Origin of the sequence: Nonomuraea sp. NPDC049504 (assembly GCF_040676845.1) — a bacterium.
GTDB classification, from domain to species: domain Bacteria; phylum Actinomycetota; class Actinomycetes; order Streptosporangiales; family Streptosporangiaceae; genus Nonomuraea; species Nonomuraea salmonea.
In genome coordinates this window covers 20,690-47,442 of sequence record NZ_JBFAPT010000006.1, presented here as the reverse complement: position 1 = coordinate 47,442, position 26,753 = coordinate 20,690, and the positions used below count along the sequence as shown (strand labels likewise).

The 26,753-nt window shown below is 70.7% G+C and carries 19 protein-coding genes; 10 read left to right on the top strand and 9 right to left on the bottom strand.

The window, feature by feature from the left end:
- The first annotated feature begins 15 nt into the window (after nucleotides 1–15).
- Complete coding sequence (locus AB0K28_RS13760; RefSeq protein WP_364369031.1) at nucleotides 16–924, top strand: alpha/beta hydrolase; 909 nt, start codon at nucleotides 16–18, stop codon at nucleotides 922–924.
- A 50-nt stretch (nucleotides 925–974) separates the two neighbouring features.
- Here AB0K28_RS13760 and AB0K28_RS13755 read toward each other — a convergent pair whose 3' ends face one another.
- Together AB0K28_RS13755 and AB0K28_RS13750 are read right to left on the bottom strand one after the other, a co-directional pair.
- Nucleotides 975–3,707: a CARDB domain-containing protein gene (locus AB0K28_RS13755; protein WP_364369028.1), complete on the bottom strand. Its 2,733-nt coding sequence runs from the start codon at nucleotides 3,705–3,707 to the stop codon at nucleotides 975–977.
- 178 nt (nucleotides 3,708–3,885) lie between these two features.
- Nucleotides 3,886–4,437: an NADAR family protein gene (locus AB0K28_RS13750; RefSeq protein WP_364369025.1), complete on the bottom strand. Its 552-nt coding sequence runs from the start codon at nucleotides 4,435–4,437 to the stop codon at nucleotides 3,886–3,888.
- 153 nt (nucleotides 4,438–4,590) lie between these two features.
- On the opposite strand from AB0K28_RS13750, the gene AB0K28_RS13745 reads away from it, so the two are divergent.
- Entirely contained in the window at nucleotides 4,591–5,928 is a 1,338-nt protein-coding gene (locus AB0K28_RS13745; protein WP_364369022.1) for a hypothetical protein, read from the top strand.
- Nucleotides 5,929–6,049: 121 nt separating this feature from the next.
- Here AB0K28_RS13745 and AB0K28_RS13740 read toward each other — a convergent pair whose 3' ends face one another.
- Complete coding sequence (locus tag AB0K28_RS13740) at nucleotides 6,050–7,186, bottom strand: HIRAN domain-containing protein (RefSeq protein ID WP_364369019.1); 1,137 nt, start codon at nucleotides 7,184–7,186, stop codon at nucleotides 6,050–6,052.
- 464 nt (nucleotides 7,187–7,650) lie between these two features.
- Here AB0K28_RS13740 and AB0K28_RS13735 point away from each other — a divergent pair, with 464 nt between their 5' ends.
- The 3 genes from AB0K28_RS13735 (at nucleotide 7,651) to AB0K28_RS13725 (ending at nucleotide 9,198) form a co-directional block, all read left to right on the top strand.
- Nucleotides 7,651–7,875, top strand: a complete 225-nt coding sequence (locus tag AB0K28_RS13735) for a hypothetical protein (protein ID WP_364369016.1) — start codon at nucleotides 7,651–7,653, stop codon at nucleotides 7,873–7,875.
- Nucleotides 7,872–8,495: a hypothetical protein gene (locus AB0K28_RS13730; RefSeq protein ID WP_364369014.1), complete on the top strand. Its 624-nt coding sequence runs from the start codon at nucleotides 7,872–7,874 to the stop codon at nucleotides 8,493–8,495. The genes AB0K28_RS13735 and AB0K28_RS13730 overlap by 4 nt, the downstream gene beginning before the upstream one ends.
- Nucleotides 8,496–8,700: 205 nt before the next feature.
- Nucleotides 8,701–9,198: an HAD domain-containing protein gene (locus AB0K28_RS13725; protein ID WP_364369011.1), complete on the top strand. Its 498-nt coding sequence runs from the start codon at nucleotides 8,701–8,703 to the stop codon at nucleotides 9,196–9,198.
- A 660-nt stretch (nucleotides 9,199–9,858) separates the two neighbouring features.
- Here AB0K28_RS13725 and AB0K28_RS13720 read toward each other — a convergent pair.
- Both AB0K28_RS13720 and AB0K28_RS13715 read right to left on the bottom strand, forming a co-directional pair.
- On the bottom strand, nucleotides 9,859–10,998 hold the full coding sequence (locus tag AB0K28_RS13720) for an acyl-CoA dehydrogenase family protein (RefSeq protein WP_364369008.1): 1,140 nt from the start codon (nucleotides 10,996–10,998) through the stop codon (nucleotides 9,859–9,861).
- Nucleotides 10,999–11,014: 16 nt separating this feature from the next.
- Nucleotides 11,015–14,362, bottom strand: a complete 3,348-nt coding sequence (locus tag AB0K28_RS13715; protein WP_364369005.1) for an indolepyruvate ferredoxin oxidoreductase family protein — start codon at nucleotides 14,360–14,362, stop codon at nucleotides 11,015–11,017.
- Between the two features lie 155 nt (nucleotides 14,363–14,517).
- On the opposite strand from AB0K28_RS13715, the gene AB0K28_RS13710 reads away from it, so the two are divergent.
- Nucleotides 14,518–14,982 (top strand): Lrp/AsnC family transcriptional regulator, encoded by a 465-nt coding sequence (locus tag AB0K28_RS13710; RefSeq protein ID WP_364369002.1) that lies wholly within the window; start codon nucleotides 14,518–14,520, stop codon nucleotides 14,980–14,982.
- 17 nt (nucleotides 14,983–14,999) lie between these two features.
- Here the strand turns inward: AB0K28_RS13710 and AB0K28_RS13705 are convergent, their stop codons facing one another.
- From AB0K28_RS13705 to tnpA, 4 genes are all read right to left on the bottom strand, one after another.
- Nucleotides 15,000–16,301: a CARDB domain-containing protein gene (locus tag AB0K28_RS13705; RefSeq protein WP_364368999.1), complete on the bottom strand. Its 1,302-nt coding sequence runs from the start codon at nucleotides 16,299–16,301 to the stop codon at nucleotides 15,000–15,002.
- A 122-nt stretch (nucleotides 16,302–16,423) separates the two neighbouring features.
- On the bottom strand, nucleotides 16,424–17,071 hold the full coding sequence (locus tag AB0K28_RS13700) for a nucleoside monophosphate kinase (protein ID WP_364368997.1): 648 nt from the start codon (nucleotides 17,069–17,071) through the stop codon (nucleotides 16,424–16,426).
- A gap of 261 nt (nucleotides 17,072–17,332) precedes the next feature.
- Nucleotides 17,333–18,517 carry a transposase gene (locus AB0K28_RS13695; protein ID WP_364368995.1) on the bottom strand — a complete coding sequence of 395 codons (1,185 nt, stop codon included), beginning with the start codon at nucleotides 18,515–18,517 and terminating at the stop codon, nucleotides 17,333–17,335.
- Nucleotides 18,510–18,932 (bottom strand): IS200/IS605 family transposase, encoded by a 423-nt coding sequence (gene tnpA / locus AB0K28_RS13690; protein WP_345399531.1) that lies wholly within the window; start codon nucleotides 18,930–18,932, stop codon nucleotides 18,510–18,512. The genes AB0K28_RS13695 and tnpA overlap by 8 nt, the downstream gene beginning before the upstream one ends.
- Nucleotides 18,933–19,154: 222 nt before the next feature.
- Here tnpA and AB0K28_RS13685 point away from each other — a divergent pair, with 222 nt between their 5' ends.
- From AB0K28_RS13685 to AB0K28_RS13670, 4 genes are all read left to right on the top strand, one after another.
- Complete coding sequence (locus AB0K28_RS13685; protein WP_364369668.1) at nucleotides 19,155–19,715, top strand: hypothetical protein; 561 nt, start codon at nucleotides 19,155–19,157, stop codon at nucleotides 19,713–19,715.
- Between the two features lie 81 nt (nucleotides 19,716–19,796).
- Nucleotides 19,797–21,053 (top strand): C39 family peptidase, encoded by a 1,257-nt coding sequence (locus AB0K28_RS13680; protein ID WP_345399525.1) that lies wholly within the window; start codon nucleotides 19,797–19,799, stop codon nucleotides 21,051–21,053.
- Between the two features lie 148 nt (nucleotides 21,054–21,201).
- On the top strand, nucleotides 21,202–25,641 hold the full coding sequence (locus AB0K28_RS13675; protein ID WP_364368990.1) for a hypothetical protein: 4,440 nt from the start codon (nucleotides 21,202–21,204) through the stop codon (nucleotides 25,639–25,641).
- A gap of 213 nt (nucleotides 25,642–25,854) precedes the next feature.
- Nucleotides 25,855–26,673, top strand: a complete 819-nt coding sequence (locus tag AB0K28_RS13670; RefSeq protein WP_345399510.1) for a helix-turn-helix transcriptional regulator — start codon at nucleotides 25,855–25,857, stop codon at nucleotides 26,671–26,673.
- The last annotated feature ends 80 nt before the right edge of the window (nucleotides 26,674–26,753 follow it).

Genomic DNA, 26,753 nt, shown 5'->3' with positions numbered 1-26,753 from the left:
GAAGCACCCCCCCCGATGAGCAGGGAGTATGACGACGTGCAGCTCTTAGCCCCCCGATTCGGCGCGCGAACGTTCACCACACTCGCCCTCACCGTCTCACTGATCGCCGGCGCCCTCGCGGCCGCCTCCCCCGCCCAGGCGGCGAGCCCGTACGAGCGCGGTCCCGCCCCGACCGACGCCTTGCTCGAAGCCTCCAGAGGCCCGTTCTCGACCGGGCAGACCAGCGTCTCGTCGCTGGTGAGCGGCTTCGGCGGCGGCACGATCTACTATCCGCTCGACACCAGCCAGGGCACGTTCGGCGCGATCGCCATCTCGCCCGGCTACACCGCCCGCTGGTCCAGCCTGTCGTGGCTGGGCCCGCGCATCGCCTCGCACGGCTTCGTGGTGATCGGCATCGAGACCAACACCCTCTACGACCAGCCGTCCAGCCGGGGCCGCCAGCTCCTCGCCGCCCTCGACTACCTGGTCGAGGACAGTTCGCTGACCGTACGCAGCCGCATCGACTCCTCGCGGCTGGCCGTGGCGGGCCACTCGATGGGCGGCGGCGGCTCGCTGGAGGCGGCGAGCAGCCGGTCCTCGTTGCAGGCGGCGGTGCCGATCGCGCCGTGGAACCTGCAGAAGTCGTGGTCGGGCGTGCGCGTCCCGACGATGATCATCGGTGGTGAGAACGACAGCATCGCCCCCGTACGCAGCCACTCGGAGCCGTTCTACGAGAGCATCCCGGCGTCGTCGGAGAAGGCGTACCTGGAGCTGAACAACGCCAGCCACTTCTTCCCGCAGACCACCAACACCACGATGGCCAAGTCGATGGTGGCCTGGCTGAAGCGGTTCGTCGACGACGACACCCGCTACGACCAGTTCCTCTGCCCGCCGCCCAGCGGGCTGGCGATCGAGGAGTACCGCCACACCTGCCCGAGCTCCTGACCTTTCCATGAGGATGGCGGCCGCACCCGTGCGGCCGCCATCCGCTTTTATCAGTACCGTTCCGCCACTCCGGAGTTGATCTGGACGAGCACCAGCGTCGCGTCCGTGTAGGCGACGAGGTTGCCCACGGCCGGCGGCTCGGCCAGGACCTTCCGCGCGTGCCTCACGGCGTCGCCGACGGTCCTGAGCTTGAGCTTGGTGATGGTCGCCGTGTGGACGTGCGTGCCGGCGTTGATCTGGCGGGTGGCCAGGTTGAGCGTGGTGGCCAGCAGCTCGGCCCGCAGCTCCTTGGGCTGGAGCAGGGGCAGGAGCAGCGCGTCCGACGTCTCCTTCTGCGACAGCGCGCCCTCGCCGTTCCCGTCGAAGCGGGTGTCGGTGGCCTGGACGCGGGCCCGCACCTCGTCCGTACGCAGGTCGGTGCGCAGCGCCCACAGCGTGGACAGCAGCGGGTGCCTGCCGGGCGCGGCCTCGGTGATCGCCGTCTGCGCGGTGGCCGTGGCGGGGCCGAACGTGCAGTCGTTGGCGCCGCCGTACGCGAGGCCCGCCCGTCCCGTCACCGTGGCGCCCGCCTCGAACAGCAGGCCGGGCCGCGCGGTGAAGGTGATCTTCCCGGACGCGCCCGTCGCGACCGTGCCGAGCGGCCAGGTGAGCGTCGTCGTGCCGTCGTCGTTCCTCGTGACCTCCTTAGGACGCGGGCCCGCGCCCGCGTCCAGCGCCTCGCTGTAATAGACGTCGGCGGGCAGCACGTACGTCAGCTCCGCCCCCGTCGCGGGCGCGTGGCCGGTGTTGCGATGCCCGATCGCGTACGTGATCGCCTCGCCCGCGCGCACCGACGCCGTCGCCGTGGCGGTCACCGCCATGACCGGCGCGCTGACCGTGGTGACGGCCGTGGCCTTGTTGTCGGCCAGCGTCGACTCCGGCTCGGGCAGGCCGTCGGCGTTCTCGCCCGTCACCTCGGCGGTGCTGGTGAGCGCGCTGCCGTCGGCGGCCGTACAGGGGATCTCGTACGTGAACGTCTCGGTCGCCGTACGCTCCGGCGCCAGGTCGTCCAGCGGGCGGGTGACGGGCTCTCCGGTGGGCGGGGTGAACGTCACCGACGTGTCGGAGGACGCGCTCGCCCCCTTGTTCCCGATCGTCACGGTCGCGGTCACCGTGTCCCCACCCGCGGCCTCCGCCTTGTCGACGGTCATGCCCGCGGTCAGGTCGACCGCCGTCACCTTGAGCACGGCGTCGCCGGTCAGCTCGGGCACGACGGGGCCATGGTTGCCGTCGGCCCAGTACGGGCTGCCGGTGAAGCCGTAGACCAGCTGGCTCCAGTCGGGATTGCTGACCAGCCGCTCGCTGGCGTCGTCGCTGGTGCAGCCCTCCTCGAAGTCCGGAATGTGGTTGATGTCGGCGACTGCGCCGGTCGTGAACGTGCCGTCGCCGTCCCAGTCGATCTTCTCGTCCGGGTCGGACCTGGCCACCTCGCCGTCGTTGCCGTGGATCACCGGCTTGCGCGCGCCCGCCAGCCCCGGCTCCTGCGTCTCGTCGAGGTCGTTCTCCAGCAGCGTCTGCTTGCCGAAGCGCTGGTAGTCGAGGGGGCGGCCGGAGTCGAGGTTCTGCGTCTGCCAGGCGTAGTTCATCACGCTCTGGTAGTTGGGCTTGCAGTTGATCGAGTCGACCACGCCGTTGGTGTAGCGGCCGCCGTGACCGAGACCCAAGGTGTGGCCCAGCTCGTGCAGCAACGTCCCCTGCTCGACGGCGACGCGGCCGCCGCCCGCCTTGAACATGTCGTCCGTCCAGCGGCCCAGGGACACCACGAAGTCGTCGCCGCCACGGTCGTGCAGCTCCGCCCGGCCCGACGTGGTGCCGCTGCCGGTCAGGCCGTTGATGAAGACCCCGTACCGGAAGTGGCGGCGCTTGAACTGCACGATCTCCTCGCACAGAGCGCTCTCCCGGTCGGCCTCCGTGCCGAAATGGCCGTCGTCATCCGGGCCACAGGAGCCGGGAGAGCCGGACTTGACGTCGTCGAAGTCGTCGTACGCTCCCGGCTGCCGGACGTCGCTGAAGTCGATCTGCTCGGCGTACGGCACCTCCTCGTCCGCGAGCAGGTGCAACGCCACGCCCGTCGCTCCGGTCTGCTCATTGGTGACCGGGGCGTTGGAGAAGACCTGCTCGATCCTCGACAGCACGCCGCTCTGCGGCTTCCTGTCCTTCATCCAGTCGATCTCGACGTACACGTCACGGCGCTCCGGGTCCACACCGGGCAGGGTCAGGTCCACGACGTTGTCGTCGTCGAAGTCGAGGCCCCGGTGCTCCGCGTAATCGGTGAACCCGTCCCCGTCGGAGTCGGCCGCCGCGTGCGGCGTCACCTCGAGGCAGACCTGCACGGACGGCTTCGGGTCCGGCCCGAAGATCCCGCCGCCCGGCTCCCCGTTCCCTGCCACGCACCCCGCACTGCTGGTCAGGTCACCGGAGACCGTGCCGTGGATCATGTTCACCTTGAACCGCGTGTCGGCCTGCCCCGCCACCGGCGAGGTGTCGGCCAGGTCGTCGTCCGAGGTGGTGTCCTGATCCCAGATCTGCACTGAGATCTCCTGCTCGACCACCGTCGTGGGGATCTGCTCGGAATGCGTCCAGTGCGGGGCGATCTGCGTCTGGTCATCAGGAGCTCTGGGGGTGGTGTGGGTGGGGAAGCCGGCGAACGTGATCTTCGCGTAGAAGTCCGGCGTACTCTCGCCGAGCGCTTCCAGCCCCTGCTCGTCGCAGGGGGCCGCGCAGTTCACGAGAAGGATCCGCACGTTAAGCGGCTGGGTGTCCGCCGCATGGGCGGGGGAACCGACGAGGGCGAGGCCCGCGACGGTCATGATGAGGGCAAAGGTTGCTCGTAAGACTGAGGTGCACACGTCGCGACCGTACGGCCGGGGCCTTCGCGCGACATGAGTAGGACGTACTCAGACGGCTACACCCCGCCACCCCTCAGAGCCGCCGCAACCTCTCCCGAACCTCCATCAGCGCGAACCCCAGCAGATTGAGCCCCCGCCAAGCCTCCGGCCGCTCAGCCCGCTCATCATCAGCCGCCAGCCCGATCCCCCAAACCCGATCAACAGGACTGGCCTCCACGAGCACCCGTTCCCCCGTCGTCAGGAGGTACTCCCGTAGATCGGCGTTCTGCCCGAACTTCGCCAGATTCCCCTGCACCACTAGCTCGAACCGAGCCGCCACCCACGTCTCCTCATCGAACCCCCGCACCCGCCGCCCCAGATCCTTGGCCTGCTTGGGATGCGAAGCCGCCACGATCGCCGCCGCCGTCTCCTCATCCCCGAACAGCCGCGCCTTGCCCGCCATCATGAAATGCTCGGCAGACGGATAAGAAACGCCCTCCACCACAAACGTGGCCGGCCACCACTGAGACAAACACCCAACCCCACCACCCCACGCCGCCCGATGCCCCCAGAACATCAGATACTTGACCCGCTCCCCCCGCTGAACAGCATCAACCAGCCCAGATACATCCCGCACGCTCTCCATGCCCGTACCCTCCCAGAAGCCAGGCACCGCCCGCCAGCCACTTATCCGCGGCACCGCCGCTCTGGCGCGGAGCCGACCGAGACGATCCACCTCGACGGTCGGTCACACCAAACAACTCGTTGCATGAACGGCACCAGAGAGTAACATCATGGTGTGACAACGCCCGGGCGCGTAAAACGAGCGATGGCAAAACTCATAGTCGACGATAATCTAGATCTCTACATCCTCGCAGCGACGGCCCTCATCTTCACGGTCATGGGCTCCTTGAACGTCATCGATGACACCAAGACCCTGGCTTCCGTCATCCTGGCTCTTCTCGCCTTCCTCGCACTCTCTCAGATCCGTTCACGTCGTCACATCGCAGAAGTCGCACTTTCCCAACGAATGGACCTGACCGACTTTTTCATGACGGCCTTTCCGGCCGAATTGCATCAGAGCAGAGCAGCTGTGGACACGTGGCTCTTCATAGGCAACACGATGTCGAGAACCTTGCCGACGATGAGGGTGCCATTGCACCGCTCCCTGACAAGGGGTGCACGGGTTCAGATCCTCCTGCTCGACCCTACAGATGCGGCGTTGATGCAGGTCGCCAGCCAGGACGGGTCGATTCCAGAAGACGCTGACCATCTTGCGGAGACCGTCGAACGCTCGCTGGACGAGTTGTTGTCGCTAGGGGGCGGCACCCAGGGGCTCTTGGAAGTGCGCGTGGCCTCGTTCCTGCCGAAGATCGGCGTCAACGCGATCGACGCCGGAACCGCGAACGCGGTTCTCTATGTGCAACACTATGAGCACCGTCCTCCGGGAGAAGCAGCACCAATATTCAAGCTCACTCCCCAAAACGGTTTCTGGTACGCGCACTATGCGGCAGAGGCCCGTCGCATGTGGGAGGAAGGCACCCCTTGGCCACTTTCCAAGGTCGAGGCCATATCACGACTTCCTCGACCTGGACTCATGACCGCATACGGAAACCACCTGGAACAGGCCATGGCAGCCGGCCGTGAACTGCTCATCACCGGCGTGACACGAAACACCCTGATGAACAGCAACTATGCCAATTTCGAAGAATGGCTCAGCTCCGGAACCAGCGTACGGGTAGTACTTGTGGATCCGGATTCTCCAGCCACCAAGCTCGCGGCAGATCGGTACTACGCGGAGAGGTCGGTCACGAGCGTGAAAGAACGCATATGGCATACGCTCCGACTGCTTCAAGAATTGAAACGCGCTACAGGCGGAGATATATCCGTTCGCCTGTCGGAACATCCGATCGCCATGGGAATCGTGGGAGTCGATACGTCCACGGGCGAGCGTACCGATGCCTCATCCCTCTTCCTCGAATACTTCAGCTACCGAGCGCGAGGGGAGCCCAAGCAGATACTCCGCCCAGGCGACGGCGACTGGTTCGAACATTTCGTTACCGAAGCAGAGAAAATCTGGTCCGACGCCACGCCGGTAGATCTCGATGGGACTCGATTCAGCAATCGAGATCAGTGATGACAGTAAGGCTGGACTGCCTTATGACGATGACCATCGCGCCAGGTCACGCCTGTGATGTCGTGGCGGTCCCAGCACGGCCGCGTTGACGATGCCACCCACCTCGCGCCCCTTTCGATTCTTAGTCGGGCGCCTTCCCGCAGCGAGCGAGTCGTTTCTCGAGGCGCTGTCGAAGGGTGACCCCGGCGGGGGGACGTGTAAGCGCCTGCCTGAGAACGTGCGCTGCCTCTGCGTACTCGCCCTGCTTGACGAGCCACGTTGTGAGCCGGTCGGCGGTTTTCGCATCGGTGCTGCCGGCGGCGACCGCCGCGCGCCATGCCATGACGGCTCCAGGAAGGTCACCGGCCTTCTCGGCGCGATGCCCGGCATCGGCGCACAGGTAGGCGATGCTCATCCGATCGTCCTGATCCTCGGCGATCTCCAGGAGAGCCGCCCGAAGTCGTGGCCCCTTGGCCGGATCGAGATTGCCCATACGGCCTCGTCCATCGGAGATGGAGACCAGCAACGGAAGCAAGGCAGGACGTACAGGCGACGGGCTGATCGCGAAGAGTTCGGTCAGCATCGGTATGTGAGGCGCAGACGAGGCATAGTCGAGGAGGTCACGCCACAGGTCAGCGTCGAGCCGACGGTAGTAGAGGGCATCCACATAAGCGGTGAGGGTCTCGTCGCGGTGGCCAGGCTGATAACGGAGAGTCTGGGCAAGCAACGAGCACGCTTCAGCGATCGTCGGGTCGCCGGCTGCGGCGAACTGACCGATGATGGATCGCAGGCTGCTCTCGGCACTGCGCCAAGCGCCGAGCTTACGTCGTGCCTCGACGTGCACGCCGGTCAGTTGCGGTGCGGGTTCACGGAGCTTGGCAAGCAGGCCGATGAGAGTGGCGGCAAGCTCGGGTACGGTTTCGAAGGCTTCCGCAGGCAGACCAAGCGGAGTCGTGTCGAGCATCAGTACGACCTGCGGCCCGACGGAATGCAGGTGAATTCGCGCCGGGCATGAGATGAACCGGCCCCCCTGGCTGGAGCCGAATGCCCGAATCCTGGGCCCCACCCTTGCCGCGACTTCGCTGGGCAGGTAGCCGACGTGTCCACCCTGAACGTAAACGGCCACGGCGTTGGAGCCTGGAAGGACAGGCGCCTCGGGCACGAGAACGGCAATCAGCCCGCCATCCGGTCGAGTGCCGAATTGCGCGGCCGTGATGGCGGCCTGGTGGAATGTCTCCCCGGCGACCTGAACCTCGGTCGTGCCAGGCAACCAGACCAATTGGTCGGTGGATGCTTGAAGGCGCGGCGGCGTCTCGTATTGAGGGGACGTTTTTCGAAGCAGCCGACTCAGTAGCCCCATACCGGTTTATCGCCGCCGATGACGCTTCGCTACACCTGGCATCCATATTGCGAGCCGCGGAGACACCGAACACCGCTGCGATCAGAGTGAGGAGTCACCTCGGGCAGGTGCTGATTGCTGGCAGAAAGTGTCGCATTGTGGCCTTGCCGTCGCCCCTCAGCTAGGAACCATCTGTGCGCCAGCACATCGTCGAAAGCGGCCGAGGCGTCCACGGTGATCACGGCTCTTGCATGCTCCTCACCTGGTCGTCGATCACCTCTCGGGCCGCGGAGACATCCGCTTCGAAGTCCGCGTCCAACCTAACAGCGCGCCTTGCGAGCAAGGAGCGCCCAGATCTGCAACTTTAGTTGCCTAGAGGTGTGAAACCTCGGTAGCCTACACTGATGATGAGGAAGCGGGATCTAGAGCGGCGGATGCGCAGGCTGGCCAGGGAGTATGGCGTATCCGTTCGTTCGACCGAAGGCGGGAGCCACACGAAGTGGCATGCCGGCTCGGAGGCGATGCCTGTGCCGCGCCACTCGGAGGTCAACGAACGCACAGCGAAAGGGATTTTGGAGAACTGGGAGGTAATCCTTGCTGAGGTTGCGAAGGAGCAGGAGGAGCAGTGAGTAAGCACGACACCTACACCATCACCGCCAGTAGGAGTGATGGCTGGTGGGCTTTGACCGTCTCCGGACCTGGCCTCAAGCGCACCTACCACACTCAGGTGAAGCGTTTGGAACAAGCCGAGGAGATGGCGCGTGACTTGGTGGTCACCATGCTGGACGTGGACGTTCATGAGATGAACGCCGACTTCGACCTGACCGTGGCCGACGACGAAGTGGCTGCAGAACTGGAGGCCACGCTGGTCACCCGCCTCGCGGCGACCGTGGTCAGGCAGAAGGCCGCCGAAGCGACGCAAGCAACGGTGGCCGACCTGGCGCGACGAGGTTACGTTCACCGCGACATCGGATTCCTGTTGGGCATGTCGCACCAAGCAGTCGGGAAGTTGCTGAACGAGGCGGAGAAGGGGACGGCCGCTTCTGCGGACGATGCCGGTACACGTTCTGCGGCACTTCCCAAGGAAATGCTCGATCATCTCTGCATGACGCGCGACACGGAAGCGCTGTTCAAGTCCTACCTGCTCGAAGCGGCCGCAGGCGATTCCACGGACCGCGAGCTGAACAGGCTGAGAGCACTCGGTGAGCAGCTGCGGCACGGCAAACGGCGACGGCTGACAGACGCCTGATCGGCCACGTCGTCCCCAAATTCGCCCTACGCGTCTCCACCCACATGATGTCCGGCTCCTACGACCGTGCCCATAAGGCCAGGAATTTCTCAGGTCAGCGGCTATTTGGCCAGCGAGCGGCTGATCACCGACCTCTGGTCTGGTTAGTGCCTTCGAAGATTCGCAAGCGCGGCGTCCTGGTCGAACGCGAACACGTCACCGCGGCATGACCGACCACCAGGAACGCCCTCTGCTCTTCCTTGATGTTGACGGTCCGCTTTTGCCGTTCGGTGATGGCTCGCAGCGCCAGTCATCAGGCAGCGGGCAGACCGCCCACCTGGCGCGGCTCGACCCGCAGGTGGGGCTTCGGCTGGCGGCGCTGCCCTGTGACCTGGTCTGGGCCACGACCTGGGAAGACCAGGCGAACGCCGAGATCGCGCCCTGGATCGGGTTGCCACGGCTACCAGTCGTGAATTGGCCCGAGCCCTCCGACGCGGACGAACGCGAGGACCAGTGGTTCGGGCTCTGCTGGAAGACCAGAACCCTGGTGGCATGGGCCAACCAGCGTCCATTCGCCTGGGTCGACGATGAGATCACCGATGCCGATCGGGCCTGGGTGTCCGCACACCATCCCGGCCGAGCCCTCCTCCATCACATCCCCTCGCCCCAGGGCCTCACCGACGATGACTTCATAGCCCTCGATCACTGGCTACGAGCAGTCTGATCCGCCGAAGATCCACAGGATTTGACAATTGCTCTATGGCCACGAGGTGGTACAACTGACCTCACCCCTCGAACCGGTGGCAAGGACCGACGGAGTCGGTCCGCGGCAGCGATCGCCCAAGCCGTCAATGGTGAGTACCGAAGTGAGCGATCGTCACGGCCTCAGCCAGACCAATTGGCCTTGATCTTGATGGCAAGCCGCGTACGCACAACTTGCTCTTCCGCTGGACCGACGACTGTCACATCAGGTCCAGGACCTACAGCGAGATCGTCTGGAAGCCGCACTCGCCAAAGCGGGCGTAATCCCGCCACCGGGCAAAGACCCACGCCAGCGGAAGGGCTACACCACCTCCCCAAGAAGGGGCTGCACCAGCTCCGCCATTACTACGCGAGCGTCATGCTGGCCAGCGGCGTCTCGGTACGGGGTACGGGAACTTGCCGAGTACCTCGGCCGCGCAGACCCCGGATTCACCTTCCACGTCTACGCCCACATGATGCCCGGCTCCACGACCGCGCCCGCGAGGCTATCGACGACCGCCTATTCCGTCCGCGCGAGGGTCTCTCACGGAACAGGGACGGAACAGTGATCATCTAGGGCTCAACCCGCGAACAAAGAGCTCCGCTTCCAGCACCGGGAAGCGGGGTTTCCGCATGTCATAGGCTACTTGGCCAGGTCGCGGCTGATCACCAATCTCTGGATCTGGTTGGTGCCTTCGAAGATCTGCATGATCTTCGCCTCGCGCATGTACCTCTCCACCCGATACTCCCGCGTATACCCGTACCCCCCGAACACCTGGACGGCGTCCGTGGTGACCTTCATGGCGGCGTCCGTGGCGACGAGTTTGGCGATGGAGGCGTGGCGGCCGTAGGGCATGCCGGCGTCGCGGCGGCGGGCGGCGTCCAGGTACATGGCGCGGGCGGTGTCGACGGCGGCGGCCATGTCGGCCAGCAGGAAGCCGAGGCCCTGGTGGTCGATGATGCGTTTGCCGAAGGTCTGGCGTTCCTTGGCGTAGGCCACCGCCTCGTCCAGGGCGGCCTGGGCGAGGCCCGTGGCGCAGGCGGCGATGCCCAGGCGGCCGGAGTCGAGGGCGCTGAAGGCGATCTGGAGGCCCTGGCCCTCCTCGCCGATGAGGCGGTCGGCGTCGACGAGCACCCCGTCCCAGTGGGCGCTGGTCGTCGGTACGGCGTGCAGCCCCATTTTCTCCTCCGGGCGGCCGAAGGTGAGGCCGTCGGCGGAGCCGGGAGCGAGGAAGCAGGAGACGCCGCGCGAGCCGGACCCCGTACGGGCGAAGAGGGCGTAGAAGTCGGCGATGCCCCCGTGCGTGATCCACGCCTTGTTGCCGGTGACGCGGTAGCTGTCGGCGACGCGTTCGGCGCGGCAGGTCAGCGCCCCGGCGTCGGAGCCGGCCTGCGGCTCGGACAGGCTGTAGCCGCCGATGAGCTCGCCGGCCAGCATGCGGGGCAGCCACCGGTCGCGCTGCTCGGGGGTGCCGTGGGTGAAGACGGTGTAGCAGGCCAGCGTGTGCACGCTGGTGGCGACGGCGACGGCCGCCCAGCGCATCGCCAGCTCCTCGATGACCTGCAGATACACCTCGTACGGCTGCCCGCCCCCGCCGTACTCCTCCGGGTAGGGCAGGCCGAGGAGCCCGGCCGCGCCCAAGGTGGCGAACAGGCCCTCGGGGTAGGTCTCGGAGCGTTCGTGCTCGTCGACCCGGCGAGCCAGCTCCTTGTCGGCGATGTCGCGGGTCAGCTCGATGAGGTCTCTGGCGTCCTGGTCCGGCAGCAGGCGTTCGACGGTCACGATGACTCCTGAGGATTCAGAGGTTCTCCAACGCTTTCTGCGCGCGTTCGCGGAACTCGGCGACCCGGGCGAGCTTGATGTCCTCGTACCCGCGGATCAGGTCGGGCAGGCCCGCGAGTTCCTCGACGACGGCGGCGTTGGCGGGGGTGAGGCGGTCGAGCGCGGTGCGGACGAGCTCGCGGTACTCGGCGACCAGCGCCCGCTCGACCCGGCGCACCTCGGCCCTGCCGAACACGTCGAACGCGGTCCCCCGCAGCACCTTCGCGGCGCGCAGGCCGCGGAAGAGCACGCCGGCGGAGCGGCCCACCTTGATCTTGCGCTTCATGCCCATCGCGCGGAGGACCGGCGGGTGCAGCAGCACCGTCACCTTCGCGCCGGTGCCGAACTCGCGCTCGCGCCGCGCCTGCTCGGCGGGGTCGAGGTGGAGGCGGGCGACCTCGTACTCGTCCTTGTAGGCCATCAGTTTGTGCAGGCCGCGCGCGTAGGCGAGGGCGATGGCGGCGCCGGCCTCCTCGCCGGCCCGCTCCAGAGCGCGGGCGGCGACGCCGCGGACGTCGTCGGCGTACGTACGGGCGTAGGTGGCGTTCTGGTAGCCGGTGAGGTCGGCGACGCGGTCGGCCACGACCTCCTCGAACGTCGGCGGCTCGGGAGGCGCGGGCAGCACGGCCCTGCGCACGGCGTCGGGGTCGTGCGCGACGGCCCGCCCCCACCGGAACGCGGCCAGGTTCTGCTCGACGGAGGCCCGGTTGAGCGTGATGGCCCGCTCGATCGCGTCGGCGCCGACGGGCAGGCAGCCGTGCTGGTAGGCGGCGCCGAGCAGCAGCAGGTTGGCCGGCATGTGGTCGCCGAACAGCTCCTCCGACAGCGCGTGCGCGTCCACGCAGTGCTGGGCGCGGGTGGCGGAGGCGACGCGGGCGACCGCGTCGGCGTGGCCGGGGACGGGGACGCGGCCGGTCACCATGGCGGCGGTGGGCACGACGGAGGTGTTCAGCACGGCGACGGTACGCCCGGGCGCCGCCACGGACAGCGTGGCGTCGGCCGCAGCCCCCAGCACGTCGAACCCGATGAGCACGTCGGCGCTGCCCCGCGAGGCGCGGACGTGCCCGGCCGGGGGCCGCTTGCCGATGCGCACGTCGCTGACCACGGGCCCGCCCTTCTGCGCGAGCCCGGTCTGCTCAAGGCCGGTGGCGTGCAGCCCGTCGAGGTGGGCGGCCATCTGCAGGATCTGCGAGACGGTGACCACGCCGGTGCCGCCGATGCCGGGCATCCTGATGAGCGTCTCGTCGGCGTGGGAAATGACCGGCTCGGGTGGGGTGACGGGCGGCGCGGGCGCCTTCCTCTGCTCCTTGGTACCCGGCTCGACCAGCAGGAACGAAGGGCAGTCGCCCTTGAGGCAGCTCAGGTCGGTGTTGCAGGAAGCCTGGTGGATGCGGGTCTTGCGGCCGTACTCGGTCTCGACCGGCTGCACGGACAGGCACGTGGAGACGTCGCCGCAGTCGCCGCAGCCCTCGCAGACGCGCTCGTTGATGTGCACCTTCTGAGCGGGCGTGGGGAGTTTGCCGCGCTTGCGCAGGCGCCGTTCCTCGGCGGCGCAGCGGTCGTCGTGGATGAGCACGGTCACCCCGCCGATCGCGGCCAGCTCCTTCTCGACCTCGGGCAGGTCGTCGCGGTGCCGTACGGAGGCGATCGGCGCGAGCTCCACCCCCCGGTACGTCTCGGGCTCCGGCGTGGTGATCACCACCCGCCGCACACCCTCAAGGGCCAGCTCCCGCGTCAGCGCGGGCACGTCCAGCCGCCCCTCGGGCCGCTGCCCGCCGGTCATGGCGACGGCGTCGTTGTAGAGCAGCTTGTACGTCATCGGCACCCCCGCCGCCACCGCCGCCCTGATGGCCAGCGACCCGGAGTGGTGGTAGGTGCCGTCGCCGAGGTTCTGGACGAAGTGCGAGTCGTCGGTGAACGGCGACAGCCCGATCCACTGCGCGCCCTCGCCGCCCATCTGCGTGATGCCGACCTGGGTGCCGCGCCCGTGACCGTCGAGCGCGATCATCGCGTGGCAGCCGATGCCCACGCCGACCAGCGTGCCGTCGGCGGTGCGGGTGGAGATGTTGTGCGGGCAGCCCGAGCAGAAGTACGGCGTGCGCGCCGCCACCACCGGCAGCAGCCCACGGCGGCGCTCGCGGCGCGGCGGCTCGATGCCGAGGCAGGTGGCGATCGCCTTGGCCACGTCGTCGGCGCCCAGCGTGCCCCTGGCGGTGAGCAGGTCGCGGCCGGCGATCTCGGGGACGTGCGCGCCGCCGTACAGGGCCTGCTTCAGGTGGCCCTCCAGGAACGGCACCTTGTCCTCGACCACCAGCACCCGGCCGAGGCCGGAGGTCAGCTCGGCCAGCTCGGCGGGGTCGAGCGGGAACGGCATCGCGATCCTGATCAGCCGCAGGCCGTGCGCGTCCATCGCGGCCTCGTCGAGGCCGAGGTCGGCGAGGGCGCGTTCGACCACCGCGTACGTGGCGCCGGACGCGAGCACCCCCAGCATGGTGTTGCCGGCGCCGGCCGTCACCCGGTTGAGCCCGTGCTCGCGGGCGTAGGCGCGGGCCAGGTCGAGGCGGCGGGTGAGCATGTCGTGCTCGGCGTCGAGCGCGGCGGGGCCGAGCAGGATGGGCGCGGGCCCCCGGGAGGCGCGCCCTGGCTCGGGGATGCCGGCGCGCAGCGGGCCCAGGTCGACGGTGGCGGAGGCGTCGGCGATGTCAGCGACGATCTTCAGGCCCACCCATAGGCCCGTCGCCCGCGACAAGGCCACCGCGTGCAGCCCGAACTCGATGATCTCGGCCACCGAGCCCGGCGCCAGCAGCGGCATCGACAGGCTCTGGCACATCGGCTCGCACGAGCTGGGCAGCGTGGACGACTTGCAGCCGGGGTCGTCGCCGATCCAGGCCACCGCGCCGCCCAGCGGGGCCGTGCCCGCCACGTTGGCGTGCCTGAGGGCGTCGGCGGCCCGGTCGAGGCCGGGGTTCTTGCCGTACCAGAAGCCCGTCACGCCCTCGTGGCAACGGCCCGGCACCTGGTCGAGCAGCTGCGTGCCGGCCACCGCCGTGGCGGCCAGCTCCTCGTTCAGCCCCGGTTTGACCACCACGCCGGCGGGCTCCAGGAACGTCGCCGCCCTGCCCATCTCCAGGTCCACGCCCGCCAGCGGCGAACCCGGGTAGCCGCTGACGAACGCCCGGGTGTCCAGCCCGCGCTCGTCGTCCAGGCGGCGCTGCTCCAGCGTCAAGCGGACCAGGGCCTGGATGCCCGAGATGAGCACGCGGCCGTCCTGCGCCGTGTACTTGTCGTCGAGCGACACGGGGGCGGGAGTCTCGCTCACGCTCATGCGAACCTCCTGGCTTTCTTACGTGCTCGCCTCGTGGGCGCCGTGCTTCCCAGCACAGCAACCAGGGCATGATATGCGCAAGTATTAGACGAGAAACCGGGCCGAAGACGCAAACGATATGAGTTCATGGACGTGCCAGCCGACGTTCTTTGCGCATGAAGGGGGCGTACTCCGTGCCTGAGGTGGACGACATCGATCACCAGGTGCTGCGACTGCTGCGCGAGGACGGGCGCAGGACGTTCTCCGAGATGGCCGAGCGTATCGGGCTGTCGGTGGCGGCGGTCAAGCGGCGGGTGGACCGGCTCAAGGAGCTGGGCGTGATCACCGGCTTCGCCGTGCAGATCGACTACGCCAAGCTCGGCTGGGGCATCGAGGCCTTCACCGAGCTGCGCTATCCCGGCACCACCCCGGTCGCCGAGATCATCCGCACCGCCACCGACGTGCCCGAGGTGCAGGCCGTGTTCACGATCGCGGGCGATCCGGACGCGCTGATCCACGTACGGGTGCGCGACCTCGGCCACCTCCAGCAGGTCATCGACCGGCTGCGCAGGGCGGGGAACGTCACGGGCACCAAGACCCTGCTCGTGCTCGGGTCGTGGACCCGCGACGTCGTGGACTGAGGCGGGGCAGGTGCAGGTCAGGGGGTTCGCCTGTCCTGGTGGGAGAAGAAGCGGACGAGCAGGCCGATCGCGAGCAGCACCGCCACGCCGAGGCCGAGCATCCACATCGACGCGCCGGTCAGCGGCAGGGTCTCACTGCTGTGGTGCGCGGGCGGCGGCACGTCCCCGGCGGCGGCCGGGGGCTCGGGGTCGCGCTCGCGGCGGGGCTCGTCCGGCTCGTGCCCGGTGCTCTTGCGTTCCTTGTCCGGGGAGGCGCTGGGGGCCGGCTCGGGGGTCTCCTCCGGCTCCTCGATGCTCTCCTGTGCCGGTTCCGCCGCCGCCACGACCGTGTCGGCGCAGGCGTGGTTGTCCTCGGTGTTCTCCTCGCCGCCGCCGGTGGTGACGGACGCGCAGATCGTCAGCGGGCCCGCCACGTGCGGGGTCAGGCTGAACGCGTACGTCCTGCTCTCCCCCGGCGCGAGCGGGCCGAGCGGGCAGGTGGACGCGGAGCCGCTGGCCGGACACTCGGCCGGGCGCTCCGCGATCGTCGCTCGGTCGCCGTCGGCCGGGTTGTGCAGGGAGACGTTCGCCGCCCGTGAGGGGCCGTGGTTGGTCACCGTCAGCCGGTAAGGGATCCGCTCGCCGTGGCCCACCTCCTGCGGGGTGCCCTCCTGGCGTACCTCGACCTCGGCGACCGCCCGCGCCCGCGTCGTCAGCTCGTCCTCGCCGGCGAGCGCGTCGGGTGCGGTGACGTGGGCGCGGTTGACCAGGCTGGTGCCGTCCTGGAGGGCGGGATCGGTGCCGACCGGCAGCTCGAACGCGACGCTGCCGCCTGCCGGGAGCGCCGTGCCGCAGGTGACCGTGCGTCCGGTGAGCGAGCAGGCGTCCGGGAGACGGCCGGGGGTGAGGTGGCGGTCGAGCACGGCGGTGGCGATGACGCCACCGGCGTCCGTCACGCCGGCGTTCGTGACGGTCATGACGTAGACGGCCTCGCCGCCGATGATCACCGGGTCAGGGGCGAGGTCCTGGGTGACGTGCAGGTTCGCGGGGACGCGCGGCGTCCCCGTCCCGCTCGGCCTGGGCGCCGCCGGCCCATCCCGCCGGCCGCTCAGCTCCCCTTCCGGCCCGCCCCACCGGCCGCCCGGTTCCCTTTCCGGCCTGTACGTCGGCGCCCCCACGAGCCAGGACGGCCCCATCGCGCTCTTGGCGGCGCTGCCCGGCGCGGGCCCGAAGCCCGGATCTCGCGCGGCGCCGCCGGGTGCGGGTGGGGTGGTCGCCGCCCAGGCGGCGGTGCCCAGCGCGGCGAGCGCGATGATCGCCGCGAATCCGGGCCTGCCCATGTCCTACCCCCGCGTGACGTGCCTGTCTCGACCCGCTGGTGATCCTCCTCCCGGGGAGCCGGGTCCCGGGGGCGGTTCGACCGCAATCATGAGCCGCCGTGACCGACTCTTTGCCTCACGGGTCAGCCCTGGTAGGGCGGCAGATTGAAGCGGACGCGGATGGTCCGCTGGACGGCGAGCTTGTCGGCGCGCGCGTCGATGGTCAGCACGTACTCCTTGCGGCGGAACAGCTCCAGCACCGGCCCGGTCTTGTCGTGGTAGTCGGCGAGCCGCCGGGCCAGCGCGTCGGGGGTGTCGTCGGCCCTGGTCACCAGCTCGCCGCCGCACACGTCGCAGCGCCCCTCCTCCTCGGGCCGGTGGGCGATGAGGTTGTAGTCCATGCCGCACCGCGCGCACAGCCGCCGGGCCAGCACTCGCCTGCGCACCTCGTCGTCGGGCAGGTCGAGGTGGATGACGCCGTCGAGGTCGTAGCTCTCCAGGAAGAACTCGGCCTGGCGCCGGTTGCGCGGGAAGCCGTCGACGATGAAGCCGTAGTTCCAGTCGTGGAGTTCGAGGCGGTCCTTGACGACGTCCGCCACGAGGTCGTCGCCGACCAGCTCGCCGGCCGCGACGAGGCGGCGTACCTGGGCGCCGAGCTTGGTGTGGTGCTTGACGTGCCAGCGGAAGATGTCACCGACGCTGATGTGGACGAGGTCGAGGTCGGCGGCGAGCATCGCGCTCTGGGTGCCCTTTCCACTGCCCTGCACGCCCATGATCACATATTTCCGCATATGGAGCCGCTCCCGTCCTGTCGTAGGTCTCGTCACCTTCCCACCGGGGATCATGCGCGAAAAGGGGTACGAACCGGCGCGGCGGCCAGACCGCGATCGACCTGCTGCCGCTGCTCGACTGGGACGCGCTGCGCGCCGCCGAGCCGACCTGGCTCGGACGTGTCCACGATCTTCACCCCGCTGACCCTGCTCACCGGCGTCGCCACGGTCCACGGCAACAACCTCGTGACTCCTCCGCTCCGTGAAGGGAGCGGCTTCTCGCTAAGCCGCTTCCGCAGCCTGGCGAAGGGCAAGCCCTGCCCTGAGGATGTTGATCGCCGCGTTCACGTCGGCGTGCGCGGCATGCCCGCACGCCGTACAGGCGAACGCGGCCTGGGTGACGCGGTTCTCCTTCGCACAATGCCCACAACGGGCACACGTACGGGAGGTGCCGGCAGGGTTCACCGCGATCAGCTCTCGACCGGCGCTTTCAGCCTTGCACGCGAGGACCGTCAGGAACACCCCCCAGCCCGCGTCCAGGATGCTCCGGTTGAGGCCCGTCTTCTGCGCGACGTTGCGGCCGGGAGCCTCGATCGTGCCGGACGCCGAGCGGGACATGTTCGTGATCCGCAGGTCCTCGTACACGATCACGTCGTAGCCGCGGACCAGCACGAGCGCGGCCTTGTGCGCGTGGTCCAGGCGCTGGCGGCGGACCTTGCCGTGCAGGGCGGCCACCCGTGCGACGGCCTTGCGGCGGCGCTTGGAGCCCCGCTCCTTGCGGGCCAGGTCCCGCTGAGCGTCCGCGAGACGATCAGCGGTCGCGGCCAGATGGCGCGGGTTGGCCACGTGCGCGCCGTCGCTGGTGGTGACCAGGGAGGCGACGCCCATGTCGATGCCGGCCGTCGCGCCTGTGGCGGGCAGCGGCTCGGCGGGCACGTCGTCGCACGACAGGACCACATACCAGCGCGAGCCTTCCCGCTTGGCGCTGATCGTCTTGACCCGGCCCCGGATCGGGCGGTGCTGGTGGACGCGGACGTGCCCGATGCCCTGCAGCCGGACGTAGGTCGCGGTGGGGTGCTCGGGCTGGGAGTCCCACCGGCAGCCGTCACCGTCTTTCGGCCATTCCACGCTGTCGAACCGGCCCCGCCCCTTGAACCGGGGGAAGCCCGGCGTACGCCCGGCCTTGACGCGGTCGAAGAACGCGCGGAACGCCTTGTCCAGCCGCCGCAGCGTGGCCTGCTGAGAGGAGAACGACCACCGGCCCTGCCCGCCCGCGTCGTCGGCGCGGATGTGCTTCAACTCGGCCGACTGGTCCCCGTACCGGACGCTCACCCCCGCCTTGGCGTACGCGGTGCGGCGGTGCTCCAGCGCGGCGTTGTACAGCGTGCGGTGATCCTCCAGGCACGCCACCAGCGCGGCGGCCTGCTTGCTGGTGGGGCGCAGCAGGAACGTGAACGACCTACGCACCGCCACCGCCCGTGGACGGCCGCTCGTACCGCGTCTCGATGGAGCGCCGCACCGTCCCAACCGGCACCACGCCGACCGTGGCCACGCAGCAGGACCGCGACCACAGCGTGGGCAACCGGGAACGCAAATGGCCGGACTCGGCACGCAGGTGGTGGAAGGCGAAGCTTTTGAACTGGCCGGCCACATACAACGCCACGGACGACGGCGAGTGCTTCGGGCCGGGCTTGACGAACAGGCGCACCTGGTCGGGCATCACTCCAAGCGCCACGACCTCCCAGCCGTGCTCGCCGGCCTCGGCGCGGATCAACTCCTTGAAGCGGTCCTTCACCCGGCCGCCGAAGGCCGGGCAGCGGTACGTCGGGCACCACACCACGCGGTATCCGAGGTCGTACCCGGCTCCCGGAGAAGTGCGCACCTGCCGAATCACACGATCGTTATAACAACGCTGTCCAGCTCATGCGCGGCGAAACGGAGAACTCTCATGTCAAGACCAGGCAGGTCACTCCACGCCCAGGCCTTGACGGCCCTCCCGCTCCCGATTCCCCCGTCACCTAAAGGCAACGGTCCTCTCGGGAGAGTCTGATGGACCCCCTACGGTGCCCCCGAGGGCCTGCTGACCTGGCTCGACATCGTGACGATGACGCCTGGCACGACGTTCACCCAGCTCCCGCCCGGCCGCCACCGCGCGCACGGCCGCGACGACTACATCGAGACTCCCGAGGTGGACACGTTCACGCTGGACACCCCAGGACGGTGGCGGCGGCTCGACGGCGACGGCGACCTCGACGTGACCGGCCGGCTGATCGGCGGCTGCATCGAGACGCTCGCCGACGTCGCCGGCACCCCCTACGCCGACGTGCCCGCCTTCGCGGCGGCGGCCGGCGACGAGGGGCTGCTGGTCTACGTCGAGGCGTGCGAGCACGACGCGGGCGAGATCTGCCGCCACCTGCACGGCATGCGCCTGGCCGGCTTCTTCACCGGCGCGAACGCCGTCGTCGTGGGCCGCACCTCGGCGCCCGGCCTGCCCTCGCTGAGCCAGGAGGAGGCCGTGCTGGACGCACTGGGCGGGCTCGGCGTGCCGATCGTGGCCGGGGTCGAGTGCGGGCACGTGCCGCCGTACATGCCGATCGTGAACGGCGCCCGCGGCCGCCTGGTGTGCACCGCGGACCGGAACGAATTGACCCAGACTCTCGCCTGATACGTAGATCTGCCGATGCTCGGCACACCCGCTGCGCATACTGTCGGCCCCACCGAGCGCCTTCACGGCAAGGTGGGGTCCATGCGTGCGCTGACCGTGTTCCTGTCCACTCTCGCCCTGGTCACGACCTGTGCCGCCCCGGCCGGGGCGAAACCGGCCGCGGCGGTCCCCGACGTGGTGTTCCAGCGGGCCGACTTCACCACCGGCACCGCCGAGGGCACGACGGCGGGCACGACGGCGGGGGGCGGGCTGGCGTTCGAGGAGGCGGCGGGCACCGTCTCCCACACCGACGCGCTGGGCACGAAGACGTGGGAGTACGCCCGCTGGACCGGGCCCGAGCAGGTCATCGGCTTCCCCGCGACCGAGCTGATCGCGTCGTGGACGGCCGACGTGCCGCCGGGGAGCTGGCTGCAGGTCGAGGCCAGGGGCAGGAACGCCGAGGGGCTGACCCGGTGGTACTCCCTGGGCCGCTGGTCGTACGCGGAGGGCGACGTGCTGCGCACCTCGGTGTCCGGCCAGTCCGACGCCGACGGGAAGGTGGCGGTGGACACGCTGGTCGCGGCGGCCGGCAAGCCGCTCAGCGCCTACCAGCTCCGGCTGACCCTCTACCGGCGGCCCGGCTCCTCGGTGACGCCGCGGGTGCGGACGTCCGGCGTGATGAGCTCCAACGTGCCGCGCCGCGCGAGCGTGCCGGTCAGTCCAGGCGGCGGCGCCTGGGGCAAGGAGCTGGCCGTGCCGCGCCGTTCCCAGAACATCCACCAGGGCCACTACCCCGAGTGGAACGGCGGCGGCGAGGCGTGGTGCAGCCCGACCTCGACCACGATGGTCATGGGCTACTGGGACACCTGGCCGAGCGCGCAGGACACCGCCTGGGTCAAGGACTCCGACCCGAACCCCGAGGTCGACCACGCCGCCCGCTTCACCTTCGACCACGCCTACAACGGCACCGGCAACTGGCCGTTCAACACCGCCTACGCGGGCCGCTACGGCCTCGACGGGTTCATCACCCGGCTGCGCTCGCTGACGGAGCTGGAGCTGCTGATCGGCGCCGGCATTCCGGTGGTCACCTCGCAGTCGTTCAAGAAGGAGGAGCTGCCGGGCGCGGGTTACGGCACCGACGGCCACCTCATGGTCGTCGTCGGCTTCACCGAGACCGGCGACGTGATCGCCAACGACCCGGCCTCGCCGAGCAACGCGGCCGTGCGGCGGGTCTACCCGCGGGCCGCGTTCGAGAACGTGTGGCTGCGGAGTTCGAGCAGCGGCGGCGTCGCGTACGTGATCCATCCGCAGGGCCGCCGGCTGCCCGCGACGACCCCCGGGCTGCCCGCCAACTGGTGACCCCGAATGCCGTCATGATCTGCCCGAATATGCGGCGATAGCGGCGGCTGAGCGGCCGTTCGTGCCCCTCGACGGCCGCCCCGGACGTGCGTACATTGGCATCCTACGAACGCCGAACCCGACGAGCCTTTGCGCGGTGGAACGCCGGATGACCGAGGACGAATCAGCAGCCACGATCGAGAAGACGCGGCTCGTGCCCGACTCCAGTTGGAACGGTCCACCGTTGCTGCTGGCCGACCCGGGGGCCCGGGTGCTGCTGGCCGGCACGGGCACGCATCGGCCCGCGTCCCGGCTGCCGCAGGCGCCCGCCGTGGCCGCCACCCTCACCGACGTCGCCCGCTGCCTGGTCGAGCGGGCGCACCTGGCGCCCGACCGGCTCGACGTGCTGCTCGACCCGCCCACGCCCGGAGACCTGGGCGAGGCGCTGGAGCGGGCGGCGCGCGAGGCGACGAGCGTGCTGATGTTCCACTTCGTGGGGCATGCCCTGTTCGGGCCAGGTGACGAGCTCTATCTCGCCACCGGGGCGACCGTCGACCTCTTCGAGGGCACCGCGGGCTATCAGGCGCTGCCGTACGCGCTGGTGCGGCGCATCCTCGCCGGGTCGCGAGCCGAGCCGGCCGTGGTGGTGCTCGACTGCTGCTTCAGCGGCGGCGGGCGGCCGGTGCCCGCCAAGGCGATGGATCAGCCGCTGGCCTGGCCCGGCGCCTACGTGCTGGCGTCGTCGAGCCGCGATCCCAACTCGTGGGCGCTGCCCGGCGTCCGGCACACCGCGCTCAGCGGCGGGCTGCTGCGGCTGCTGCACGAGGGCGACCCCGAGGGGCCGGCCGCGTTCACGCTCGACCACGCCCACCACCGCCTGGCCCGCTCACTGCCCGCCGCCGGGTTCCCGCGCCCCCGGCGGGAGGCGGGCGAGCTGCGTGAGCTGCCGCCGCTGGCCGCGAACCCGGCCCACGCGGCGCCCCGGGTGCGGCAGCGGCCGGTGGGCGCGCCGGGCGACCCCGGCAGCCCCTACCGGGGGCTGGTGGCGTACGGGCCGGAGCAGGCGGGGGTGTTCGCCGGGCGCGAGGACGCGACGCGGTCGCTGGCCGCGCGGGTCCGGCAGGCGCTCAGGGCGGCGCGGCCGCCGATGGTGCTCGGGGGGCAGGCGTTCGAGACCGGCGGGCCGCTGCTCGTCACCGGGCCGTCGGGCTGCGGGAAGACGTCGCTGCTGCGGGCCGGGCTGCTGCCCGCGCTCAAGGACGAGGTGGGCCGGTGCGTGGTGCTGACCCCCGGCGCGGAGCCGACGGCGGCGCTGGCCGGTGAGCTGGCCGTGCTCGGCGGGGCCGATCCCGTACGCCTGCGGGCGATCATCGAGTCCGACCCCGGCGCGGCCCGGCGCGGGCTGCCCGGGCCGACGCTGGTGGTGGTGGACCAGTTCGAGGAGGTGTTCACCGCCTGCGGGGACGAGACGGCGCGGCGGCGGTTCGTGGCGGCGCTGGCCGAGCTGTCGGCATCGGCGGCGGTGGTGATCGCCGTACGCGGTGACTTCTTCGCGCGCTGCGCCGCCTACCCCGGGCTGCTCGGGTCGATGCGGCGGCCGGAGATCGTGCCGCTGATGTCGCCCGCCGGGGTGCGCAGGGCCGTCGAGGAGCCGGCCGCGCGGGCCGGGCTCGCCGTCGAGCCGGGGCTGACCGAGCTGATCCTGGAGGACCTGCGCGGGGTCTCCGACGACCAGTTGCCGCGGCTGTCGCACGCGTTGCTGGCGACGTGGCGGCGGCGTACCGGCGGGGTGCTCACCATGGAGGGCTACCGCGCGGCCGGCGGGGTGGCGCGGGCGATCGCGATGAGCGGCGAGGAGACGCTGCGGCGGCTCGGCGCCGAGTCGGAGCCGGTGGCGCGGGCGCTGCTGGAGCGGCTGGTGCGGGTGGACGAGCGGGCGGGCGCGGTGCCCTGCCGGGTGCCGGTGGCCGAGCTGAGCCAGGGGCCCGAGTCGGTGCCTGGGCAGGTGCTGGCCGAGCTGGTCAGGGCGCGGCTGGTCGTCGTCGAGCGCGACGAGGCGCGGCTGGTGCACGAGGCGCTGGTGCGGGGCTGGCCCCGGCTGGCGAGCTGGGCGGAGTCGCGGCGGGCGAGCCTGCTCGTACGCGCCCGGCTGGCCGAGGACGCCGCCCTGTGGCGCGAGGACGGCAGAAACCCCTCCCACCTCTACACCGACGACCGCCTCACCACCGCGGAGACCGTCACCGCCCGCAGCGACCTGCGGGAAGGCGAGCCGGTGGGGCGGGGGGTCGCGCGGTGGGCCGCGGCGGGGGTGCCGGCGGCGGTGGAGGTGAGTGCGGAGGAGCGGGAGTTCCTCGTGGCGTCGCGGCGGCGCCAGGAGCGCAGGAAGCTGGTCGCGCGTGGCGCCATCGCCGTGCTCAGCGCGCTGGTGCTGGCAGGGGCGGCGGGCGGCGTCGTCGCGGTGGTGCAGGGCGGCAGGGCCGACGCGCGGGCGGCGGAGGCGTCCAGGGTGCGCGACGAGGCGCTGTCGCGGGAGGTCGCGGCGGCGGCGAGCGGCACGGGCGACACCTCGCTCGGCGCCCAGCTCGCGCTGGCGGCCTACCGCCTGTCCCCCACGCCCGAGGCGCGCGGCGCGCTGCTGGGCTCGCTCTCCCGCCCGATCGGCGCGCGGCTGATCGGCCACACCGCCCCCGTCGAGCGGGTGGCCTACCGTCCCGACGGCCGGGTGACCGTGACGGCGTCGGGCGACGCCACCGCCCGGTTGTGGAACGTCGCCGACCCGCTGCGGCCCAAGCCGCTGGGCGTGGTGCAGGGGCACACGGGCGGGGTGCGCGCGGTCGCGTTCACCGCCGACGGGAAGGTGCTGGCCACGGGGTCGGCCGACGGCACGGCCAAGCTGTGGGACGTCTCCGACACCGCGCGCCCGCGCCCGCTGGCCACGCTGAAGGGCCACAAGGAGCCGGTCGGCTCGGTGGCGTTCACGCCGGAGGGCGACGTCCTCGCCACCGCCTCGCCCGACGGCACGACACGGCTGTGGAGCACGGCCGACACGGAGAAGCCCAAGGCGCTGTCGGTCGTCCGGCAGGACGCCGACTTCACCGAGACGGTCTTCAGCCCCGACGGCCGCCTGGCCGCGCTGGCGACGGCCGGTGGCACGATCACCATCCTCGACGTACGCACCCCCGCCGCCCCAGCCACGCTGGCGACGCTGACCTCGCAGCACGACGGCGTGCGCGGCGTCGTCTTCTCCCCCGACGGCAGGAACCTGGCGGCGGGCACGGCTGACGGCACGGTCGAGCTGTGGGACGTCGCCGGCGCTGAGCTGGCCGGCGCCGTGAAGGGAAGCGGCGCGGCGGTGCACGACGTCGCGTTCGCCCCCGACGGCGCCCTGCTGGCCGCCGCGTCGGCCGACGCCGATGTCCGGCTGTGGAGCGTGGCGGACCCGGCCGCGCCCGAGCTCGCGGCGACCCTGGCGGGCTCACCCGACGCGGTGACGGGCGTGGCGTTCAGCCCCGACGGCGGGCGGCTGGCGACGTCCTCGGCCGACGGCGTCGCCCGGTTGTGGAACGTCTCCGACGCCGCCCGCCTCGCCCCCCGCGCCAGGCTCGCCCGGCACACCGACGAGGTGAACGCCGTGGCGATCTCCAAGGGTGGCACCACGCTGGCCACCGCCTCCGACGACGAGACCGTCATGCTGTGGGACGTCTCCGACCCGGCCGCCGTCACCCCGCAGTCCACGCTGTCCGGCCACACCGAGCCGGTGCTGACGGCCGCGTTCAGCCCCGACGACAGCCGCCTGGTCACGGCCTCGCGCGACGGCACCGCCCGCCTCTGGGACGTCTCCTCGCCCGCCACGCCCGAACTGCTCGGCGCGATCACCGGGGGCATCCGCTCGGCCGCGTACGGCGCCGACGAGCGTACGGTGCTGACCATCGCCACCGACGGCCGGGCCGCGCTGTGGAACGTCGCCGCGCCGGCCGCGCCCGTGCGCCTCGCCTACCTCGGGCCCGCCGACGCCCGGCTGCGGGCCGCCGCGTTCCGCCCTGACGGCAAGCTGGTGGCGACCGGCTCCGGCACCTCGTCCGTACGGCTCTGGGACGTCTCCAAGCCGGCCCGCCCCAAAGCGGCCGCCACGTTCACCGCGCACGCCGGCCAGGTGCTCGGTGTGCGGTTCAGCCACGACGGCGAGACGCTGGCCACGGCGTCGTCCGACGGCACGGCCCGGCTCTGGGACGTCTCCGACCCCGCCTCCCCCCGCCGCCTGGCGGAGCTGACCGGCCACGACGGCGACGTGGCGGCGGTGGCGTTCGCCGCCGACGACCGCAGGCTCGTCACGGCCTCCGACGACAGGACCGTGCGCGTGTGGGACGTCGTCGATCCGGCCGGCCCCGCGCTGTGGGCGGTGTTCGCGGGGCAGCGCCCGGTGCTGGACGCCGTGCCGGGGCCTGACGGCACCGTGCTGGCCGGCACGTCGGGCAGCGCCGTGCAGCTCTTGGGGCTGAACGCCGAGCAGGCGAGCGCCCGCGTCTGCGAGTCGGCCGGCACGTCGATCACCCGCGAGGAATGGGCCCGCCACCTTCCCGGCCTCCCCTTCACCCCGCCCTGTCCCTAGGAAACCGGCCGCAACCGCTTGTTGCAGCAATATCGCGGCAGAAGCACGGTCTCACTGCATCTCATCGACGAGGTGAGGCTTCTCGGCGACCGTCCAGATTGCCGCGCTCCCCGACGTTGCGCGGGCCGGCGCTGAGGAGGCTCTTGAGGGTGGGAGTTTCCCGCCCACCCTCAGGGCCCCTGAACAGCGGGTTCCTGGCCTAGCCTGGAGGGCATGGACACGGAGAACCTGCTCGGGCAGTTCCTGCGGGCCCGCCGCGAGCTGCTCCAACCCGAAGACCTCGGCATGCCGGTCGGCGCGCGCCGGCGGGTGGCGGGGCTGCGCCGCGAGGAGGTGGCGCGGCTGGCCGGGGTCAGCACCGACTACTACGTCCGCCTCGAACAGGGCCGCGAGCGGCACCCGTCCGCTCAGGTGGTGGACGCCCTGGCCAGGGCGCTGGAGCTGGAGGACGACGCTGCGGCCCACCTGCACCGGCTGGCCCACCCCGCCATCGAGAGCCGCCGATCGTCCCAGGGCCCCGAGCGGGTGAGCGACGCCCTGCTGCGCATGATGGCGGCCTGGCCGCACACGCCCGCCGTGGTGCTGGGTCGCCGCATGACCGTGCTGGCCGCCAACACGCTCGGCGAGGCGCTGTTCGCGGGGCACACCTACAGCGACGACCTGATGCGGCTGGTGTTCCTCGACCCCGACGCGCGCACGTTCTACCCCGACTGGGACCGGGTGGCGGCCAACACCGTGGGCGGGCTGCGCTCGTCCATCGGCACCGACTACGACGACCCCGAGCTGGTCGAGCTGGTCGGTGAGCTGTCGCTGAAGAGCGCCGCGTTCCGCGAGCTGTGGGCCCGCCACGACATCCGCCAGAAGACCCACGAGACCAAACGCTTCCACCATCCGCTGGTCGGCGAGCTGATCCTGCACTACGAGTCGCTGACCGTGAACAGCGCGCCCGGCCAGCAGCTCGTCGTCTACCAGGCCGATCCTGGCAGCCCGTCGGAGGAACGCCTCTCGCTGCTGGGCAGCCTCACCGCCTGACCGTCTGATCCACGTACGCATCGGCGCGACCGCCGTCGCGCCATCCCGGCATGCCCGCGATGCGATGACGCACGCCCACC

Excerpts from the sequence above, each read along its gene's own strand:
- AB0K28_RS13760 (WP_364369031.1), top strand. The coding sequence starts at position 16 with ATGAGCAGGGAGTATGACGACGTGCAGCTCTTAGCCCCCCGATTCGGC.
- AB0K28_RS13750 (WP_364369025.1), bottom strand. The coding sequence starts at position 4,437 with ATGGAGAGCGTGCGGGATGTATCTGGGCTGGTTGATGCTGTTCAGCGG.
- AB0K28_RS13735 (WP_364369016.1), top strand. The coding sequence starts at position 7,651 with ATGATGAGGAAGCGGGATCTAGAGCGGCGGATGCGCAGGCTGGCCAGG.
- AB0K28_RS13725 (WP_364369011.1), top strand. The coding sequence starts at position 8,701 with ATGACCGACCACCAGGAACGCCCTCTGCTCTTCCTTGATGTTGACGGT.
- AB0K28_RS13715 (WP_364369005.1), bottom strand. The coding sequence starts at position 14,362 with ATGAGCGTGAGCGAGACTCCCGCCCCCGTGTCGCTCGACGACAAGTAC.
- AB0K28_RS13710 (WP_364369002.1), top strand. The coding sequence starts at position 14,518 with ATGAAGGGGGCGTACTCCGTGCCTGAGGTGGACGACATCGATCACCAG.
- AB0K28_RS13705 (WP_364368999.1), bottom strand. The coding sequence starts at position 16,301 with ATGGGCAGGCCCGGATTCGCGGCGATCATCGCGCTCGCCGCGCTGGGC.
- AB0K28_RS13700 (WP_364368997.1), bottom strand. The coding sequence starts at position 17,071 with ATGCGGAAATATGTGATCATGGGCGTGCAGGGCAGTGGAAAGGGCACC.
- AB0K28_RS13685 (WP_364369668.1), top strand. The coding sequence starts at position 19,155 with ATGACGCCTGGCACGACGTTCACCCAGCTCCCGCCCGGCCGCCACCGC.
- AB0K28_RS13680 (WP_345399525.1), top strand. The coding sequence starts at position 19,797 with ATGCGTGCGCTGACCGTGTTCCTGTCCACTCTCGCCCTGGTCACGACC.
- AB0K28_RS13675 (WP_364368990.1), top strand. The coding sequence starts at position 21,202 with ATGACCGAGGACGAATCAGCAGCCACGATCGAGAAGACGCGGCTCGTG.
- AB0K28_RS13670 (WP_345399510.1), top strand. The coding sequence starts at position 25,855 with ATGGACACGGAGAACCTGCTCGGGCAGTTCCTGCGGGCCCGCCGCGAG.